The sequence below is a fragment of the Emticicia sp. 21SJ11W-3 genome (genome assembly GCF_024138715.1).
GTDB classification, from domain to species: domain Bacteria; phylum Bacteroidota; class Bacteroidia; order Cytophagales; family Spirosomataceae; genus Emticicia; species Emticicia fluvialis.
This window is the reverse complement of record NZ_CP092074.1, coordinates 1,584,626-1,603,049: the sequence shown is the minus strand read 5'-3', so window position 1 is coordinate 1,603,049 and position 18,424 is coordinate 1,584,626. Positions and strand designations below refer to the sequence as shown.

The following is an 18,424-nucleotide window of genomic DNA, read 5'->3' as shown; positions in this document are numbered from 1 at the left end:
TATTTTATTCGGGGCGAATTTACACGAAAAAAAAATTATATGCGTTAATCTCTCGCAGAATCATTAAATTTGCATAAAATTCAATCCGCTTGACTACCATGTTAAGATATTTTTTTACTATTGCTTTCCTAGTGCTTTATCTTACTGATACTTTTGGTAATTCACGACTATCCCCTGTTGATTCTCTTGGTATTGAGAAAAAGAACGGAAAAACTTTTGTACTGCATAGAGTTGAACAAGGCGAAACGCTTTATTCGTTGCTTCGCAGATACGGGTCTACTGAAAAAGATTTTTTTGAAGCCAACCCCGAACTTAAAAAAAATGCCCAGGTAAATGCATTACAGATAATTTCTATTCCGGTACAGAGCAGGAATAAACCGGCTACTACCCATTCAAGAGTAATTGAGATTCAAGAGACCACATCTGACACTGCCAGACCCAAAAGCAGAATAGATGAAAACGGCATTGAAATTGTAGATGTGCCAGAGGCAACGCCCAAAGACACAGAAACTACTGTTGCAATAACCAAACCGGAACTAGCCCCCAGGCCTATTGACCCCAACGCAAAAACACACAAAGTAATGGCTGGCGAGGGTCTGTATGGCATTGCCAAAAAATATAATGTGAAAGTAGCCCAGATAAAAGAATGGAATAACCTGACATCTGACGGGCTAATGCTTGACCAGGTGTTAATTGTAGGGAAAATTACGCCTGCGGCCAGAGAAGAGAAAAAAGAACCTATACAACCAAAAACTACTACTAATGCACCCACGGCATTGGCCGAAAAACCCAAAACTGTTGTTGCTCCCGCTGCAGATGAAGAGAGAAACAACCAGCAGGTAGTAACCAAACCTTTGGCCGGCGTAACACCAGGTGCAATACCCAATGCACCAACGGGCAAAAAATATTCAGAGCAGGGCATAGCAGAGATGATAGAAGCAGGTACGCACACCAATAAGTATCTGGCTTTGCATAGAACGGCTCCGGTGGGTACCCTTATTAAAATAGAAAACGATGCCAACGGGCAAAGCGTTTGGGTAAAAGTTATTGGTAAATTAACCGGCCCCGGAGATGCAATCGTGAAGATTTCGCCAATGGCATTTCAAAAATTACAACCCAGAGACAAACGAATCCGTGCTTCTTTAAGTTATGCTTTATAAGGAGTACACCAATTTATTGTTATTTCATGCAGCATCACGAACCGCCAGAAAATAATACCTCATCGCCAGCAGAGGCTTCGTCTAAAGACAAAGTCTGGACGTTCTTCTTTGCAATTATGTATCCTGTTATTACCTTGTTCGGTCTTTTGTTTACAGGCATTGTAGCTGTTTTTTCGGCTATTTCGCGGGTTCTGGTGTTTCTTCTGCGCCTTATCAGAAAGTAGGCGCATAACTTAATGCAGTAGTATGACCGGATACATCATAGATTTGCTGAACGAAAAGTACGAACAATTTAATGCTCCCGGATTTATTCCGAACGACCCCATAAGCATTCCACATAGATTTACTGTTAAGCAGGATATTGAAATCATGGGTTTTCTGGCCGCCACACTTGCCTGGGGGCAACGCATAACCATTATCAACAAATGCAACGAGTTGATAGATTTGATGGATGGCGCCCCTTATGATTTTATCCGTAATCATCAGGACACAGACCTGAAACGATTTCTTTCTTTTAAACACCGTACTTTCAATACCACAGACACCCTGTATTTTATTGAATTCTTCAAAGATTTCTACAAAAAGCATACATCATTAGAAGATGCCTTTACAGGTGGCATTACACCCTTATCTGTTGATACAAAAGCCGCGCTTGAAAACTTCCGGAAGTTATTCTTCAGTCTGGAAGATTACCCTGCCCGAACCAGAAAACACATTGCCACACCAGCCAAAAACTCTTCATGCAAAAGAATCAATATGTTTTTGCGCTGGATGGTAAGAAAAGACAATAAAGGTGTTGATTTTGGCATTTGGAACAAAATCTCGCCGGCACAACTGGTTTGCCCCTGCGATGTGCACGTAGAGCGCGTTGCCCGTAAGCTGGGATTAATAAGCCGCCCCAAAGCAGACTGGCAAACCGCCATAGAATTAACCGGTAATCTAAAGCTGATTGACCCAAACGACCCGGTAAAATATGACTTTGCATTATTTGGTTTAGGAGTTGAGGGGTACATGTGATAATAATATCAGTATTAAAGGCTGAGTTATTCCGGAAATTTATATTTTTACCTTCCTATTCAAACCCTTTTCTATGACCACCACTACTACTCCGCCTCGCCTGGCGTCGGCTGATGTTTACCGCGGCTTTGTTATGCTGCTCATGATGGCCGAAGTACTTCGTTTTCATAAAGTTTCAGAGGCTTTGCCCAACAGCTCTTTCTGGGGTTTTGTTGCCAGCCAGCAAGACCACGTCAGTTGGGTGGGGTGCTCACTGCATGACCTCATACAGCCTTCGTTTTCGTTTCTGGTTGGGGTTGTGCTTCCTTATTCGGTAGCCAGCAGAATGAGCCAGGAGAGTAGTTTCGTAAAACTATTCGGCCGGGCATTATGGCGCTCATTGATTCTGATTTTACTGGGCATATTTCTGCGTTCTCAATGGGCAGAGCAGACTAACTTTACCTTTGAAGATACGCTTACACAAATAGGCTTGGGGTATCCTTTTTTGTTTCTGCTCGGCTTTGCTTCTAAACGTGTGCAAATTGGTGCATTAGTTGTTATACTGGTTGGCTACTGGGCTGCTTTTGCAATTTACCCGTTGCCTGATGCCAATTTTGATTATGCGAACGCCGGAGCCTTAAAAGACTGGGAACATAATCTGACCGGTTTTGCTGCGCACTGGAACAAAAACACCAATCTTGCCTGGGCATTTGACCGCTGGTTTCTGAATCTTTTTCCGAGAGCAGAGCCGTTCCTGCATAACCGGGGTGGCTATGCAACGCTCAGTTTCATACCCACTTTAGGTACTATGCTTTTGGGTTTAGTTGCCGGAAATCTGTTGAAATCTAACAAAAAACAGCAGGATAAATTAAAGATTTTCATCATTCTTGGTGTTTCGGGTCTTGTGCTGGGGTTGTTTCTGAATTGGTCGGGTATTTGCCCGAATGTAAAAAGAATCTGGACACCCACCTGGGTTCTTTTCAGTGGGGGCTGGTGCTTTTTGTTACTATCTTTTTTTTATTGGACAGTAGACATTCTCCAAAAACGTAACTGGTTTTTTATACTTACTGTTATAGGTATGAACTCGATTGCTGCCTATGTGATAGCTGATGGCTTTAACTCTTATGTCTCTTCATCGTTGAAAATTCATCTGGGGCAAAACTACGCTGCCATATTTGGCGAACCTTACCAGACACTGGTGCACGGCTTTCTGATATTGCTGATTGATTGGCTGATTTTGAGATGGATGTATAACAGAAAGCTGTTTATAAGGATTTAATGAAAGTCAAAAAAGAACCCTTCTTGACCCTCCCCGACCATGGGGAGGGAACATATAACCTGCTTCTTTATGTTGGGGTAGCCGCCCCACTTACGGGCGGGGGTGGGTTTCGAGGTTGCATTAAGTTCGGAAAGTTTCAAAACATATTTATTACGTTAATTATCGCTTTCCTTTCTGGCTTCAAATAATCGCTTAAGCCATAGTGTTTTTTCTTCTTCCTCTTCCTTTGGGTTCGGTTCATATTTTTTAAATGCACCCAAATCGGGCTGGCCAGCATCAACCCAGCAGGTAAACCAGAAATCACCAATCATTTTTATAGAAGCACGCATTTGCCTTTCTACCTGATTTTTCAGCATTGTGTGATATCTGGCCGAAAAAGCTCTGGAGTAAACGCGGGTAGTAACATTGTTTACCTCTTCAAAACTATATTTTTTGTCTTCAGAGAACTCATTGCTCAACCCTTTCTCTAAAATCAGCACTGAGTCCAGGGCTGTGTGCGCCGTTATTATTGCCTGCCAGGCTCTTTTGTCGGGGTGTTCTTCATAAGTTGCCTGCCCCATCATCAAATCATAGTTTTCGGCAAATAATACGGGCAATCGGCTCTCCCAAAGGCCGTGTATTCCAACCTGATTAGTCAGTTGGCCATTGTAATTACGGGTGGTATGCAAAGGCACGTGCGCATCTGCAATATAATGCCCTAAATCTGCCGAAAGGCTTAAAATACGTTTAACATCTTTTTTTCTGAAAGCCTCTGTCAGTTGGTACTTTATGGCATTAATGTGCCAGGGAACAATGCCATGAAGATAAAGTGTATCTTCTCCCACCCTTTCAACAGCTTCTTTCCATGAATACGCTGGCAGTCGATTTCTTACAGAATCGGCATAATTGTCTAAATCTATAAAATGGCGGGGGGCCTCACGGGGCACAGCATAACGTCTGCGGTCGGCATTGACAGCATTTGCGGCTAAAAAATCAATATTGAGTTTGTAAAAGCCGAACATTTCAGGCGGCAGCATAAACACCGCCAGCCGGTTAATGCGCTGATGCGCAAAAAAGCCCCAAAGGATGGATTGGCCGGAAAGGCCATCTTTCGGTAATTCAGGAACGATAACCACAGAACACGCCAGACCGGCGTGAAAAACAAATACCAGCCCGGCTACCGCCAGGCCTTGTTTTAAATAACTATTTAGTCTTGCAAAAGCTTGTTTTATTTGCTTCATTAGCAACAGTTTAATTATTGCCCTAATATTATACGTATTTCATTAAAATGAAAAGGTTTCTGATTTTCTTTTACTTCATTGCCGTATCTGCCAGCGCACAAGACCCACTGAAGGTTTATACAATACCTGCATTTAAAACGCAGACAGGTAAAACCATAGCCAACTGCAAGTTGGCTTACCGTACTTTTGGACGCCTGAATACAAGCAAAAGTAATGCAATATTGTGGCCAACCTGGTTTGGCGGAAAAAGCCAGAATCTGATAAACCATGCAGGCACTACCATTGATACCACCCGTTTCTATCTGATTCTGGTAGATGCGTTAGGGAACGGTGTTTCCAGTTCGCCGTCAAACACGGCAGACTTTCCTGATATTACAATCCGCGATATGGTTAACTCACAGCATGCACTGGTAACGCAAAAACTGGGAATTAATCATTTAACGGCTGTTATGGGTATATCGATGGGTGGTATGCAGGCTTTTGAATGGCTAACGGCGTACCCGGACTTTATGGATAAAGTGATACCCATTGTGGGTACCCCCAGACAATCTTATTATGACCTGTTGCTCTGGAAAACCGAATGGAACATTATTGAACAGGCGGGTAAGAAACCCGAGGACAGAAAAAATTCTATGCGCCTGGTGGCGGCAGTGCATAATCTGAACCTGGCCACCCCAGACTACTACGTGCGCACTGAAAAAGCAGAAAACGCAGATCAGAAAATACAGAAAATGGGAGACGATTACATAAAAAACAATAACCCTGAAAACTGGATTTGCCAGATAAAGGCGATGTTATCGCAGGATATTTATCGCACCTCAGGGATACCGCTGTCTGAAATGCGCAATTATGTAAAGGCCAGAGTTTTGGTAGTAGTGGCCACCAGAGACGAAATGGTAAACCCGGCTGCTGCCATAGAGTTTGCTAAAGCCCTGAATACTGAATATTTGGAATTAACCGGAGACTGCGGGCATATAGCAACCGGATGTGAAGGTGAAAAGCTCAAAAATGCCCTGAAAGCGTTTTTAAATTAACCCAAATATTATTTTAAATTAATTGAAAAATACCTGAAAAGAGACTTTTCACTCAAAAAAGGCCGAAAATATATTTTTCCTTTAAAGAATCTCAAATTTGCAACCTGCCAGTTTGAGATTTTTAATTTTTAAGAAAAAAACAACAAAAATCAAAACACATTATGCCGGATTCTATATTTTATTCAGATTTAACGCATTTCACTAAAACCACATAAAACAAAATATTATTTGGCAATAATATAAAAATATAAAATCAATAAAATATTTTCTAAAAAAAGTGCAACTATTTTGTATAATTTCCGTTATATTTGCAAAGTATTACAAAATATTATTCGGAAAAGACATATGAGTTCTATACAGAAAAAATCGCTTTTAAGATATTTGATGCCTGCAATTGCCTTGGGCGTATTTGCATTTTTAATGGTAGCTTATGGCTCGGCATACACGCCGCCAAAAGCCCAAAAGCAACGCATTGTATGTTTCAAATTCAAACAAGGTACCTCTCAGGAGGCTATCAAACAACACATGCAACAGTTTCAGGAATTGAAACGCGATCTACCTGAAATAGTTAGTTACTCTGCAGGAAACACCCTTTCTGAAAAAGGTGAAAATGCAGATTATGATGTTTTACACTATCTGACTTTCAGAACTGATGGTGAAATGGAGAAGTTTCGTGAAAGTGCCCAATACAAAGCTTTTGAGAAATCAAATGAAGCTAACTGGGAAAAAGTTTTGGTTATTAACTCAGAGATAAAATAATTTTAGCTCTGGTATCAAAGAGATAACAGAAAAAGTACGCCACGAGGTGTACTTTTTTTATTTATGAGAGGCTTGCAAATAAACGAATGCAATAAATACAGTAGTACTAGGCATATTTTTATAGTTCTGTTTTGTTATTATTAATAAAATTTCTATTTTTGCACCCTCAATTGGATTTCTACCAAATAAGAACAGACAAATTATTACAATAAAATGGCAAATCATAAGTCGGCATTAAAGCGTATCAGAGCAAATGAGGCAAAACGCTTGAGAAATCGTTACCAACACAAAACAACCCGTACGATCGTAAGAAAACTACGTGGTCTTTCAGATAAAGTAGCAGCATTAGAGTTGTTCAAATCAGCGGCTTCTATGTTGGATAAACTGGCTCGTAAGAACGTTATCCACAAAAATAAAGCAGCAAACTTAAAATCTGGTTTAGCGAAACACATCAATTCGTTAGCGTAATTGATTGAGAAACAATATTTTGCTCATGGAAACAACTCCGTGGGCATTTTTTGTTTAGTATTGTTAAATTTTTTAAACGATACACTGCTGTGATGAACAACATACTTTCCTGGGCTGAAGAAGACCGACCAAGAGAAAAACTGATGCTGAAAGGCAGAGCCGCGTTATCAGATGCAGAATTGATTGCCATTCTGATTGGCTCCGGCACCAGAGAGCTTTCAGCCGTTGATTTGTCAAAGGTTATTCTCAACAGCGTAGGAAATAACCTGAACGAGTTGGCTAAACTCAGTATCAACGATCTCATGAAGTTTAAAGGTATTGGTGATGCCAAAGCCATATCTATTGCAGCAGCGCTTGAATTAGGCAGACGCCGCAAGGAAAGTGAGGTACAGAAAAAAGCCAAAGTAACATCTTCTTATGATGCTTACCAGGCTGTACGCCCGTATCTGCTGGATTTATCGCATGAACAGTTCTGGGTTTTGCTCCTTAATCGGGCCAATGAAATCATCAGGCCTGTGCAGGTAAGCGTAGGAGGTGTGGCAGGCACAGTAGCCGACCCCAAAATAATTTTCAAATGTGCCATTGAATACCTGGCCTCAGCCATTATTCTTGTCCATAATCATCCATCAGGGAATCTGACACCCAGCCAGGCAGACAAAGACCTGACACGAAGGGTAAAAGAGGCTGGCCGGCTGCTGGACGTACCTGTACTTGACCACCTCATTTTTGGAGATAACGGGTATTTCAGCTTTGCAGATGAGGGTATATTTTAAATGCGGTAAAACTGATTTCACATCCATTGATTGAATCTGACATTATAAATTTTATTAGAAATAAATGCTTACTGTTTCAAATATTTCGCTTCGCTTCGGAAAACGTACGCTTTTTGAAGAAGTAAATTTAAAATTCACACCCGGCAACGTGTATGGCCTTATTGGTGCCAACGGAGCAGGAAAATCTACCTTTGTAAAAATACTTTCTGGTGAAATTGAACCCACTACCGGCAATGTGAGCATGGACCCGGGTGAACGGATGTCGGTTCTGAAACAAAACCAGAATGCCTTTGACGATGAAACCGTATTGAACACGGTTATCAGAGGTAACGAACGTCTTTCTGAAATTATTCTGGAAAAAGACGCCATTTATGCCAAAGCTGACTTCACTGAAGAAGACGGTAACCGGGCGGCTGAGCTTGAGGCTGAATTTGCTGAAATGAATGGCTGGGAGGCAGAATCAGATGCCGCCTCTTTGCTATCAGGCCTGGGTATTAAAGAAGAGCTGCATTACTATACAATGGCTGACATGAACCCGTCAGACAAAGTGAAGGTATTATTAGCTCAGGCATTATTTGGTAACCCGGATATACTGCTACTTGACGAGCCTACCAACAACCTTGACATTGACTCTATCTTATGGCTGGAAAACTTCCTGATGAATTTCAAGAATACTGTTATTGTGGTATCTCACGACCGTCACTTCCTCGACAACGTGTGTACCTACATTGCCGACCTTGACTTCAAAAAGATTACGCTATATGGTGGTAACTATTCGTTCTGGTATGAATCAAGCCAGTTAGCAGCACGCCAGAAGGCCGACCAGAACAAGAAAGCAGAAGAGAAAAAGAAAGAACTGGAAGAGTTTATCCGTCGTTTCTCTGCTAACGTGGCTAAGTCTAAACAGGCTACTGCCCGTCAGAAAATGATAGAAAAACTGAATATTGAAGAAATTCAGCCTTCGTCGCGCCGTTATCCTTATATTGGGTTCAAACCGGAGCGTGAAGTGGGCGACCAGATACTATTGGTTGATAACCTGAGTTATCAGCTGGAAGACGGCACTTATCTTTTCAAAAATCTGAGTTTTCAGGTAGCCCGTAACGAAAAAATAGCGTTCCTGAGCAAAGACGGCTTGGCGGTATCAGCTCTTTTTGATATACTGATGGGTGAACGTAAACCTTCAGGTGGCACTTTCAAATGGGGTATAACCATTACTAACAGCTATTTGCCGAACGATAACGCCAAGTATTTTGCCAATAATGACCTTGACCTGGTAGATTGGCTGCGCCAGTATTCTACCGAAAAAGACGAAACTTTTATCCGTGGATTTCTGGGCAGAATGTTGTTCTCTGGCGAGGAGGCTCTGAAAAAATGTACGGTACTGTCGGGAGGTGAAAAGCAGCGTTGTATGTTCTCGAGAATGATGCTTTCGGGCGCCAACGTACTACTTTTTGATGAACCAACCAACCACTTGGACCTGGAGTCGATACAGGCGCTTAACAAAGGTATGGAGGATTTCGCGAGCAATATTCTTTTTGCCTGCCATGACCATCAGTTAACTCAAACCGTAGCAACCAGAATCATTGAGCTGACGCCTAAGGGTTGCCTGGATAAACTGATGGATTTTGATGATTACCTTACGAACGAGAAAGTAAAAGCACAACGTGATGCGCTATATGCTTAATTTATTTTAAGCGAAAAATAAATTATACCCATGCCCTGAGAAAGTATTTGAAAGGCATGGGTATTTCTATAAATTAAACACAAAATGGCTGATTTTACCGAAATATCACAAAAAGACCTGGAGGCCTTAAGAAACCGGCCGGCAACATTGTTTCTGGATGTAAGGGAGGTATGGGAATTTGCTGATTTTAACATCGGAGGCCTGAATATACCCCCACATGAAATAACAGAGAAGCTGGACGAACTGAGCAACTATGAGACAATCATTGTGGCCTGCTCTAATGGCACCCGAAGTAGTATTGTGGCTCGTCTTTTAGCTAAAAAATTACCCGCAAAAGAAATATTGCACCTGGAAGAAGGCATCTATTAAAAAAGTATCAATAAGCAAGGTTATTACTTATTGATACTTATACATTAATTCACAATCATTAATAATTTCTGTCCTTCTTTACAAGCCACTTCCCAACTGCATACGCAAGAACCATTAATACTACGAAAAAAAGAATAGCAACCCAGGTTGGATATTGATAACCGAACATATTCGTTTTTATTTTAAGTTTCTACCCCACAAAAATACAACAAAAACCCATAAATGCAGGCTGTGTTCTATAAAAAAATCAAAAAAAATATATTCATTTTTTTACGCCCTGCGCTTTATACCTGTTAATACTAAGTTAATCTCTTTTTTTAAATAACAGCCTTAATAGCCATACCCAGCATGGCAGCCACCACCACCCAGCCAATTATCTGCAAAAAAACTGAGTGCCTGTATGTACCCATCAGCCTGGTTTTACGACTTGCCACAAGAATAATGGCCAACCCAACCGGCAGAATAAAACCATTGATAGTGCCTACCCAAACCAGAATGCTTACGGGTTTGCCCACGCCTACAAAAACCATGGTAGAAAATACAATAAAGCCAATGATAATCTGCCGGTTATATTTTTCAAAAAAAGGATGAAAAGTGCGTAAGAACGAAACCGAAGTATATGCTGCCCCCACAACTGAAGTTATAGCGGCGCTCCAGATAACCACCCCAAAAAACTTATAGCCCAGATTGCCCGCAGCACTTTGAAACACCGACGCAGCCGGATTATCTGCATTAAGACTGAAACCTGCCGATACAATACCCAAAGAAGCCAGAAACAGCAGATACCGAACAACAGCCGTAACCAGAATACCCGTTGTAGCGCTTTTGTTTATCTGTGGCAGGCTCTCTTCGCCGCTTACTCCGGCATCTATTAGTCGGTGTACCCCCGCAAAAGTAATGTATCCGCCTACTGTCCCTCCTACCAGTGTAATAGTCGCCAACGCATCAAATTTCTGAGGGATAAGGGTTCTATGAACCGCTTCAAGTAATGGAGGCTGAGCAACAAATACTACATATAAAATAAGTATTATCATAACCAGGCCCAGAACCCGGGCAAAGTTGTCCATCACTTTGCCTGCCTCTTTCGACAAAAATATGCCAATAGCCAAAGCCGCGCTGATAACAGCCCCTATCCTTACATCAATACCCAAAAGTACCTCAAAGCCCAAGCCTGCCCCGGCTACGTTACCAATATTAAAAGCAAGGCCACCTATCACAATTAAAACCGCCAGCAAATAGCCCAGCCCCGGTAACAAATCATTGGCTAAATCCTGGGCTCTTTTGTTACTCACTGCCACCACCCGCCAGATGTTCAGCTGAGCCGCCACATCCAACAGAATTGATAACAAAATAACAAAGCCAAAGCTTGCCAGCAACTGCCCGGTAAAAACGGTTGTCTGCGTCAGAAAGCCCGGGCCAATGGCAGAAGTAGCCATCAGGAAAGCTGCACCTGTGATGGCACCTTTGTTTTGTCTGGTCATGTTTGGGGTATTAAGATTCGGTTTTTACCTATAATCAGCGTAGGTTTCAATGATCCAAAATAATCATAATTATAGCCTCTTCAAATCTAATCAAACAATTAAACAAAAGAGCGTATCACATCAATTATGTAATACGCTCTTGTTATTAGTATGAACCCTGAATGATTGATGTTGAATGAGAATTTTATCCCTCATACTCCTCAACCGGAGGGCAGGCACAAATCAGATTTCTATCACCATAAGCAGAATCAACACGGCTTACACTTGGCCAGAATTTATCAGCTTTTACATAAGGTAACGGGAAGGCCGCTTTCTCTCTGCTGTATTGTTTATCCCAGGTTTCAGCTAAAACAACCGATGCCGTATGCGGTGCATTTTTCAATACGTTATTGGCTTTATCGGCATTGCCTGCTTCAATTTCACCTATTTCTTCTCTGATAGTCAGCAAGGCATTACAGAAACGATCCAGCTCGGCTTTAGATTCAGATTCAGTCGGCTCAATCATTAAAGTACCAGCAACCGGGAACGATAGCGTTGGCGCATGGAAATTATAGTCCATCAGACGTTTAGCAACGTCTTCTGCCTCTACTCCTGCCGATGATTTGAACGGACGTAAGTCTACAATCATTTCATGGGCACAACGGCCATTACTGCCAGTGTAAAGAATCGGGTATTTTTCAGCCAGGCGTGCTTTAATATAATTGGCGTTCAGAATGGCGTTTTTGGTGGCATTGGTTAGCCCTTCTGCACCCATCATGGCAATATAGGCATAAGAGATAGTAAGGATGCTGGCACTGCCATAAGGCCCTGCCGAAATAGCATGAACACCCTCATAGCCAGATACCGGCACTACTTTATGATTAGGCAGGAATGGCACCAGGTGCTGTGCCACACCAATTGGCCCCATACCAGGGCCACCGCCACCATGCGGAATACAGAATGTTTTATGTAGGTTGAGGTGACAAACGTCTGCCCCAATAGATGCCGGAGAAGTAAGCCCCACCTGTGCATTCATATTGGCACCATCCATGTAAACCTGTCCGCCATTGGCATGTACAATTTCACATATTTCTTTAATAGACTCTTCAAACACGCCGTGCGTTGACGGGTAAGTAACCATCAGACAAGCCAGGTTGTCGGCATATTGCTCTGCTTTGGCTCTCAGGTCTGCCACATCTATATTACCTCTTTCATCACATTTGGTAACCACCACCGTCATACCAGCCATAACAGCTGACGCCGGGTTGGTACCATGTGCCGAAGACGGAATCAAAGCTATATTGCGGTGTACTTCTTCTCTGCTTTCATGATAGGCTCTGATAACCATCAGACCGGCGTATTCTCCCTGCGCACCAGAATTGGGCTGCAACGACATTTTTGCAAAGCCTGTAATGGCACAAAGCCAGTCGTTCAGTTCTTCAAACAATTGCTGATACCCCAATACCTGTTCTTGCGGTGCAAATGGGTGCAGTTGCCCGAACTCCGGCCAGGTAACCGGAATCATTTCGGCAGTGGCATTCAATTTCATGGTACAACTACCGAGTGAAATCATTGAATGCACCAAAGACAAATCTTTGTTTTCTAATGACTTCAGATAACGCAGCATCTCGTGTTCGGTATGGTAACTACTGAATACCGGATGGGTCATAAACGCCGAAGTGCGGTTCAGGCTTGGTACAAAAGCCACATCTATTTCAGACTTCAGATTAATGATGGTTTCTTTACCATTGGCCTCTGCAAAAATATTCAGCAATTGTGCTACATCGGCCAGTGTTTTGTTCTCATCAAAAGAGATGCTCACATTACCCTGTTCTAAATATCGGAAATTCACCCCTTCTCTTTCCGCAATGGCGCGTAGAGCGGTGCTGTCTTCTGTATGAATAGTAACTGTATCAAAAAAGTTACGGGTCAATAACTGATAGTCGAGGCCTTCTATTGATTCGGCAAATAATTTTGCCAGACCATGTACTTTACCGGCTATGTTCTTAAGGCCTTGCGGGCCATGATAAATACCATAAGCAGCAGCCATAACGGATAATAAAACCTGTGCTGTACATATATTAGAAGTGGCTTTTTCGCGGCGAATGTGCTGCTCACGGGTCTGCAATGCCATACGCAAGGCACGATTGCCCTGTGCATCAACAGATACCCCGATAATACGACCCGGAATCTGGCGTTTGAAAGATTCTTTGGTGGCAAAAAAAGCGGCATGCGGCCCACCATAACCCATAGGTACGCCCAGCCTTTGTGCTGAACCCACCACTACATCAGCGCCCATTTCGCCCGGAGGTGTCAAAAGCGTCAATGCCAGTAAATCGGCAGCAACAGCCACAGAGATATTCAGTTCATGGGCTGCGGTAATGAGGTCTGTATAGTCATATACCTCGCCGTTGGTGGCAGGGTATTGCAACAAAACACCGTAAATGTCTTCCTGCGTAAGGTCGAAGGTTTCATGGTTACCTACTACCACAGTAATACCCATAGGTTTGGCCCGGCCTAAAACCACATCAATGGTTTGCGGATGGCAAAGCTCTGACACAAAGAAAGTATTGGCGTTTTTCTTGGCAGCAGGGCGCACGTTGTGCAGCATAGCCATGGCTTCGGCAGCGGCAGTACCCTCATCTAATAATGATGCATTGGCGATTTCCATGCCTGTAAGGTCAATTACCATGGTCTGGAAGTTCAATAGCATTTCCAGACGCCCCTGCGCTATCTCAGCCTGATACGGTGTATATGCCGTATACCAAGCCGGATTCTCCAGTATATTTCTCAGAATCACGTTGGGTACTACGGTGTCGTAGTAGCCTGTTCCGATATAAGATTTAAAGATTTTGTTCTTTTGAGCCAACGCTTTAAAATCGGCCAGAAACTCAGCTTCAGATTTAGCTTTTGGCAGATTTAGTGGTGATTGCAGACGAATCTGCTGCGGTACAGTCTGGTTGATGAGTGTGTCCAGTGAATCGACGCCGATAGTTTTCAGCATTGCCTGCAAATCGGCCTCGCTTTTGCCATGGTGACGGCTCTCAAAGGACTCTTGCGAATTGAGATTTATTTTCATCGGGATTTTTGATGTGTTTAAGAACGCCCCGCTGTTGCGGTAAATGAACCATTGCTGATAAAACAACAGGTTCATTCCTGATTGTTCTGCAAATATAATAAATTTAAAAAATAGTTGTTGAAACAAATTATTACAATAGCAGATAATTTTTTGAATAATACATTAGTTTGGCTTCTGTTTTGCCTGACAGCCTTTTGTTTAATAGATAAAATATCTACCAGTTAAGTAGAGTATAGATAAATTAACAGTTGACGTGCCGTTTTTAAATTTATTATTTTTTTTAGACCACCCAAGGTGCATCAATTGATTATTGACTGAAAGATATCAGTTGACCTAATATGTGTCGGATTATTAAAAACAAATAGAGGAAGCATTGCGGCCTCCTCTATTCAATTTATATTTCAGACTTTGATTAACCTGTTCTATCGATTTCGCTGAATTCAATCCACTATGTTTAAATCATGTTATTTTAATTCAAATACCAATAACTAAGTCATCAAATCAGGCTAATCTGTTAAATTATTGTTCAAAATAAATTTCTTACTTATACCCCCATTTATTCAATATCTGAATATCTTCTTTAATGGTGTCAATCGGCGCTTTGCCCTGATATGACTCCTGCTCAACAATAAAGTGAGTGGTGCCTCCGATTTTTCTACCCAGGTCAAGCACTTCTTTAACGCCGATAATTCCGGTACCCAGAATCGTACTTTCATATTTTTCGTTGGCACCTGAAACGGCAATTTCATCTTTTACGTGCATCGATTCGAAACGACCCGGGTATTGTTTCAGCAGTTCAACGGCTCTTCCGCCACCGCCATACATATTGCCTATATCCAGCTGTTGTACCACCAGTTTAGGGTCAGTATTCTGGAGTATAATATCATACACTTTCACGCTGCTCAGTTTCAGGCTGAACTCAAAATCATGGTTATGATACCCAAATTTCATACCCGACTTCTGGCACAGTTCACCAGATTTATTAAACACATCCATGAAGCGTTTCAGGCTGTCCAGGTCTTTGCGCAGGCTCACATCCAGCCAGGGGCTTATTACATATTTCTGTCCACAGATGGCAGCATCTTCAACTGTCTGTTTCCACAAATCAGTAAATTCACCTTTGGCTTCATCCCAATGTTGTTTGCCCATTACAGTATGCCCGCTAGGCATTTTAAGGCCCAGGTCGTCTAAAACTTTTTTAAACTCAGTGGCAGAGAAACCATAAAACTTACGGTTAACATAATTGGCGTGTTCTACATTCTTGTAGCCCATTTCGGCCACTTTTTTTAAAGTACCCAGTGGGTCTTTCTGCATATCAGTGCGCACTGAATACAACTGCACCCCAACAATTTCATTTTTCTTTTTGCCGGCAAATAATTCATGAGATAAGGCCGTGGAAGCGGCAAATGCCATAGCCCCTTTTTGCAGGAAGTCTCTTCGTTTCATAGTTTACTTATAGGTTTTAAATAGATGCCGGAAGTTTCCGTCTGGTTGAATTTTTAAATTTAATACAATGATGGTAGATATGTAATATAAAATATTAAAATTTTCACAAATAAGGCAAAACTGCTGTTTTCAGCGACAGCACCAGATCTTCGTCCATAAACTGATACTCATCGGGTATATCAAGCACTATCATAGGTTTTCCATTAGCTATGTACGGAAACTTTTCCTGAATCCTGATGCGGTGTTTTTTCTCCATCACAAAAATTATATCTGCCCACAAAATAAGCTTTTCGTTGATTTTAATACGCGCAGATGGCTCAGTACCGGCGGATTTTGCCTGATGCCCGGCATAATTTTTAAAGATGGCCTCTGCCGTGGGGCTTCGCCATTGGTTTCGGCTACATACAAAAAGGAGATTCATAAAACCATAAATATTAATGGCAAGTAAACCAAAAAATATTAAATTTTAATCATTTCCGGGCATGATTATGTATGCGGCCTGCCCGGCGGTACCAAACAAGAAAGAAATAGGCTGGTATTTAATTGAACCATTCTGAACAAGATTTGTCGGGCCAGGGTTTAGTGAAGAAGCAAATTGCGATTAAAGCCAGCTAATTTAACCGAAAATAAAAATCCGGAGGTCAGCAACCTCCGGATTTCACAATAAAAACATCTATAAACAGTATCTCTACTGATAAAAACCTACCTGTTGGTTTTACAATACAAAAGTAGGTGTTAATTTTTATTTTTGCAACATTGTTGCAAAAATAATTTTATAGCATAAACCCTCCCAAATAGTAATTATACGTTTCGGTTAGTCGCTAAAAAACAATCTTTTGTCGAGCATAAGCCAAACTATGCGTATTTTTATCTATTTTTAAAAATCATTTATCCAAAGAAAATTTTAATCTGCCCATGCAAATGGCTCTGGATTTAACCCATAACGGGCAAAATTCAGGAGATAAATTGGTTAGTGTGCAGTTTTTTTTCATTTTTACATTACAGTATTTCATCTTTCAAACTTCAATCGCTCACCCAATTATGAAAAGACGGGATTTTATCCAATTGTCGGGTATGGGTCTGGGGGCTATGGTGGGTTCAACCATACCTGTTTTAGGTAATATCGTTCCTGTTGAACAATTACTAGAGCCCAAGGCTGACGCCGCCGCAAAAAAGAAAATGGCCGATGTGGCACTTAATGCCGCCAAAGCCAAAGGAGCCACCTATACCGATGTGCGTATAGGCCGGTATCTGCAACAGTACCTCTTTACACGTGAAAATAAAGTTCAGAACATTGTCAATGCCGAATCGTACGGTGTGGGCATCAGGGTAATAGCCAATGGTACCTGGGGTTTTGCCGCCACCAGCGACGTAAGCAGCGCAGGCATTGCCAAATGTGCCGAAACCGCCGTTGCCATTGCCAAAGCCAATGCCAAAATACAAACTGAGCCGGTAATACTGGCACCACAAAAAGGTGTGGGCGAGGTAACCTGGAAAACCCCTATCAAGAAAAACGCTTTTGAGATTCCGGTTCAGGAAAAAATAGACCTGTTAATGAAAGTTAACAGCGAAGCCATGAAAAACGGAGCAGGTTTTGTAACTTCTAACCTGTTTTTTGTGAACGAGCAAAAATATTTTGCTTCTTCTGACGGCTCTTATATTGACCAGGATGTGCACCGCATCTGGCCTACTTTTACCGTAACTGCCGTAGACAGACAAGCCGGTAAATTTAAAACCCGCGATGCCATCAGCTCGCCGATGGGTATGGGCTATGAATACCTGGACGGTTTGGCCAGTGAGAAAATTCCCGGGCCAAATGGTTTGGTGGGCTACCGTAACTCTTATGATATGGTAGAAGACGCCATCAATGCAGCCAAACAGGCCAAAGAAAAAATGACGGCGCGGTCGGTGCAACCGGGTAAATATGATTTGGTACTTGACCCTAACCACCTGGGCCTGACCATCCATGAGTCGGTAGGCCACCCGACAGAGCTAGACCGTGTATTAGGTTATGAAGCCAACTATGCCGGCACCAGCTTTGCGACGCTGGACAAATGGAAATCGAAAAACTTTAACTACGGCAGTAAACTGGTAAATATAGTGGCTGACAAAACCCAACCCTATACACTGGGAAACGTAGGATATGACGACGAAGGCGTACCTTGCAAGGAGTGGGATCTGATTAAAGACGGTATTCTGGTAAATTACCAGGCCATAAGAGACCAGGTGAATATACTCGGCGAAAAAGAATCGCATGGCTGTTGTTATGCCGACAACTGGAATTCGGTTCAGTTTCAGCGTATGCCAAACGTATCCCTTCGCCCGGGCACAAGCAAACTGAACGTAATGGACATGATTAAGGGCGTTGAGAAAGGTATTTACATCATTGGCCGTGGCTCTTACTCTATTGACCAGCAACGTTACAACTTCCAGTTTGGCGGACAACTTTTCTACGAAATCAAAAATGGTGAAATAACCGGAATGATTGACGACGTAGCCTACCAGTCAAATACACAGGAATTCTGGAACTCATGCGCACAGATATGTGATAAGGACGATTACCGCACTTTCGGGTCTTTCTTTGACGGCAAAGGGCAGCCATCGCAGGTAAGCGCTGTGTCGCATGGTAGTTCTACTACCCGTTTCAATGGTGTAAATGTGATTAACACCGGCAGAAAAATTGGTTAACCAAACACA

16 protein-coding genes are annotated in these 18,424 nt (G+C 42.2%); 11 read left to right on the top strand and 5 right to left on the bottom strand.

What is annotated here, in order from left to right; all coding sequences use genetic code 11:
* Nucleotides 1–98 precede the first annotated feature (98 nt).
* From MB380_RS06780 to MB380_RS06765, 4 genes are all read left to right on the top strand, one after another.
* Nucleotides 99–1,160: a LysM peptidoglycan-binding domain-containing protein gene (locus MB380_RS06780; RefSeq protein WP_253534053.1), complete on the top strand. Its 1,062-nt coding sequence runs from the start codon at nucleotides 99–101 to the stop codon at nucleotides 1,158–1,160.
* Nucleotides 1,161–1,186: 26 nt separating this feature from the next.
* On the top strand, nucleotides 1,187–1,384 hold the full coding sequence (locus tag MB380_RS06775; RefSeq protein WP_101725270.1) for a hypothetical protein: 198 nt from the start codon (nucleotides 1,187–1,189) through the stop codon (nucleotides 1,382–1,384).
* Nucleotides 1,385–1,406: 22 nt separating this feature from the next.
* Nucleotides 1,407–2,177: a TIGR02757 family protein gene (locus MB380_RS06770; protein ID WP_253534051.1), complete on the top strand. Its 771-nt coding sequence runs from the start codon at nucleotides 1,407–1,409 to the stop codon at nucleotides 2,175–2,177.
* A gap of 73 nt (nucleotides 2,178–2,250) precedes the next feature.
* On the top strand, nucleotides 2,251–3,435 hold the full coding sequence (locus tag MB380_RS06765; protein ID WP_253534049.1) for an acyltransferase family protein: 1,185 nt from the start codon (nucleotides 2,251–2,253) through the stop codon (nucleotides 3,433–3,435).
* 155 nt (nucleotides 3,436–3,590) lie between these two features.
* Here MB380_RS06765 and MB380_RS06760 read toward each other — a convergent pair whose 3' ends face one another.
* The gene (locus MB380_RS06760; protein ID WP_253534047.1) at nucleotides 3,591–4,655 is read right to left on the bottom strand and encodes a zinc dependent phospholipase C family protein; all 1,065 of its coding nucleotides are present in this window, start codon (nucleotides 4,653–4,655) and stop codon (nucleotides 3,591–3,593) included.
* 47 nt (nucleotides 4,656–4,702) lie between these two features.
* Here MB380_RS06760 and MB380_RS06755 point away from each other — a divergent pair, with 47 nt between their 5' ends.
* The 6 genes from MB380_RS06755 to MB380_RS06730 all read left to right on the top strand — a co-directional run bounded on the left by MB380_RS06755 (nucleotide 4,703) and on the right by MB380_RS06730 (nucleotide 9,742).
* A complete protein-coding gene (locus tag MB380_RS06755; protein ID WP_253534045.1) occupies nucleotides 4,703–5,689 on the top strand; it encodes an alpha/beta hydrolase in 987 nt (328 codons plus the stop codon).
* 288 nt (nucleotides 5,690–5,977) lie between these two features.
* Nucleotides 5,978–6,448: a Dabb family protein gene (locus MB380_RS06750; RefSeq protein ID WP_253534043.1), complete on the top strand. Its 471-nt coding sequence runs from the start codon at nucleotides 5,978–5,980 to the stop codon at nucleotides 6,446–6,448.
* A gap of 213 nt (nucleotides 6,449–6,661) precedes the next feature.
* Nucleotides 6,662–6,916, top strand: coding sequence for a 30S ribosomal protein S20 (gene rpsT, locus MB380_RS06745; RefSeq protein ID WP_101725274.1), 255 nt, complete (start codon nucleotides 6,662–6,664; stop codon nucleotides 6,914–6,916).
* A 92-nt stretch (nucleotides 6,917–7,008) separates the two neighbouring features.
* Nucleotides 7,009–7,689 (top strand): RadC family protein, encoded by a 681-nt coding sequence (gene radC, locus MB380_RS06740; RefSeq protein ID WP_253534041.1) that lies wholly within the window; start codon nucleotides 7,009–7,011, stop codon nucleotides 7,687–7,689.
* Between the two features lie 64 nt (nucleotides 7,690–7,753).
* Nucleotides 7,754–9,373 (top strand): ABC-F family ATP-binding cassette domain-containing protein, encoded by a 1,620-nt coding sequence (locus MB380_RS06735; protein WP_101725276.1) that lies wholly within the window; start codon nucleotides 7,754–7,756, stop codon nucleotides 9,371–9,373.
* An 84-nt stretch (nucleotides 9,374–9,457) separates the two neighbouring features.
* Entirely contained in the window at nucleotides 9,458–9,742 is a 285-nt protein-coding gene (locus MB380_RS06730) for a rhodanese-like domain-containing protein (protein WP_253534040.1), read from the top strand.
* 317 nt (nucleotides 9,743–10,059) lie between these two features.
* On the opposite strand, the gene MB380_RS06725 is transcribed toward MB380_RS06730, so the two are convergent.
* From MB380_RS06725 to MB380_RS06710, 4 genes are all read right to left on the bottom strand, one after another.
* Entirely contained in the window at nucleotides 10,060–11,223 is a 1,164-nt protein-coding gene (locus tag MB380_RS06725) for an NRAMP family divalent metal transporter (protein WP_253534038.1), read from the bottom strand.
* A gap of 184 nt (nucleotides 11,224–11,407) precedes the next feature.
* A complete protein-coding gene (gcvP, locus tag MB380_RS06720) occupies nucleotides 11,408–14,281 on the bottom strand; it encodes an aminomethyl-transferring glycine dehydrogenase (RefSeq protein ID WP_253534036.1) in 2,874 nt (957 codons plus the stop codon).
* Nucleotides 14,282–14,821: 540 nt separating this feature from the next.
* Nucleotides 14,822–15,727 (bottom strand): sugar phosphate isomerase/epimerase, encoded by a 906-nt coding sequence (locus MB380_RS06715; RefSeq protein WP_253534034.1) that lies wholly within the window; start codon nucleotides 15,725–15,727, stop codon nucleotides 14,822–14,824.
* A 103-nt stretch (nucleotides 15,728–15,830) separates the two neighbouring features.
* On the bottom strand, nucleotides 15,831–16,148 hold the full coding sequence (locus MB380_RS06710) for a low molecular weight protein tyrosine phosphatase family protein (RefSeq protein WP_253534032.1): 318 nt from the start codon (nucleotides 16,146–16,148) through the stop codon (nucleotides 15,831–15,833).
* A 620-nt stretch (nucleotides 16,149–16,768) separates the two neighbouring features.
* Between MB380_RS06710 and MB380_RS06705 the strand changes: the two genes are divergently transcribed.
* Nucleotides 16,769–18,415: a TldD/PmbA family protein gene (locus tag MB380_RS06705; RefSeq protein WP_253534031.1), complete on the top strand. Its 1,647-nt coding sequence runs from the start codon at nucleotides 16,769–16,771 to the stop codon at nucleotides 18,413–18,415.
* Nucleotides 18,416–18,424: the final 9 nt, after the last annotated feature.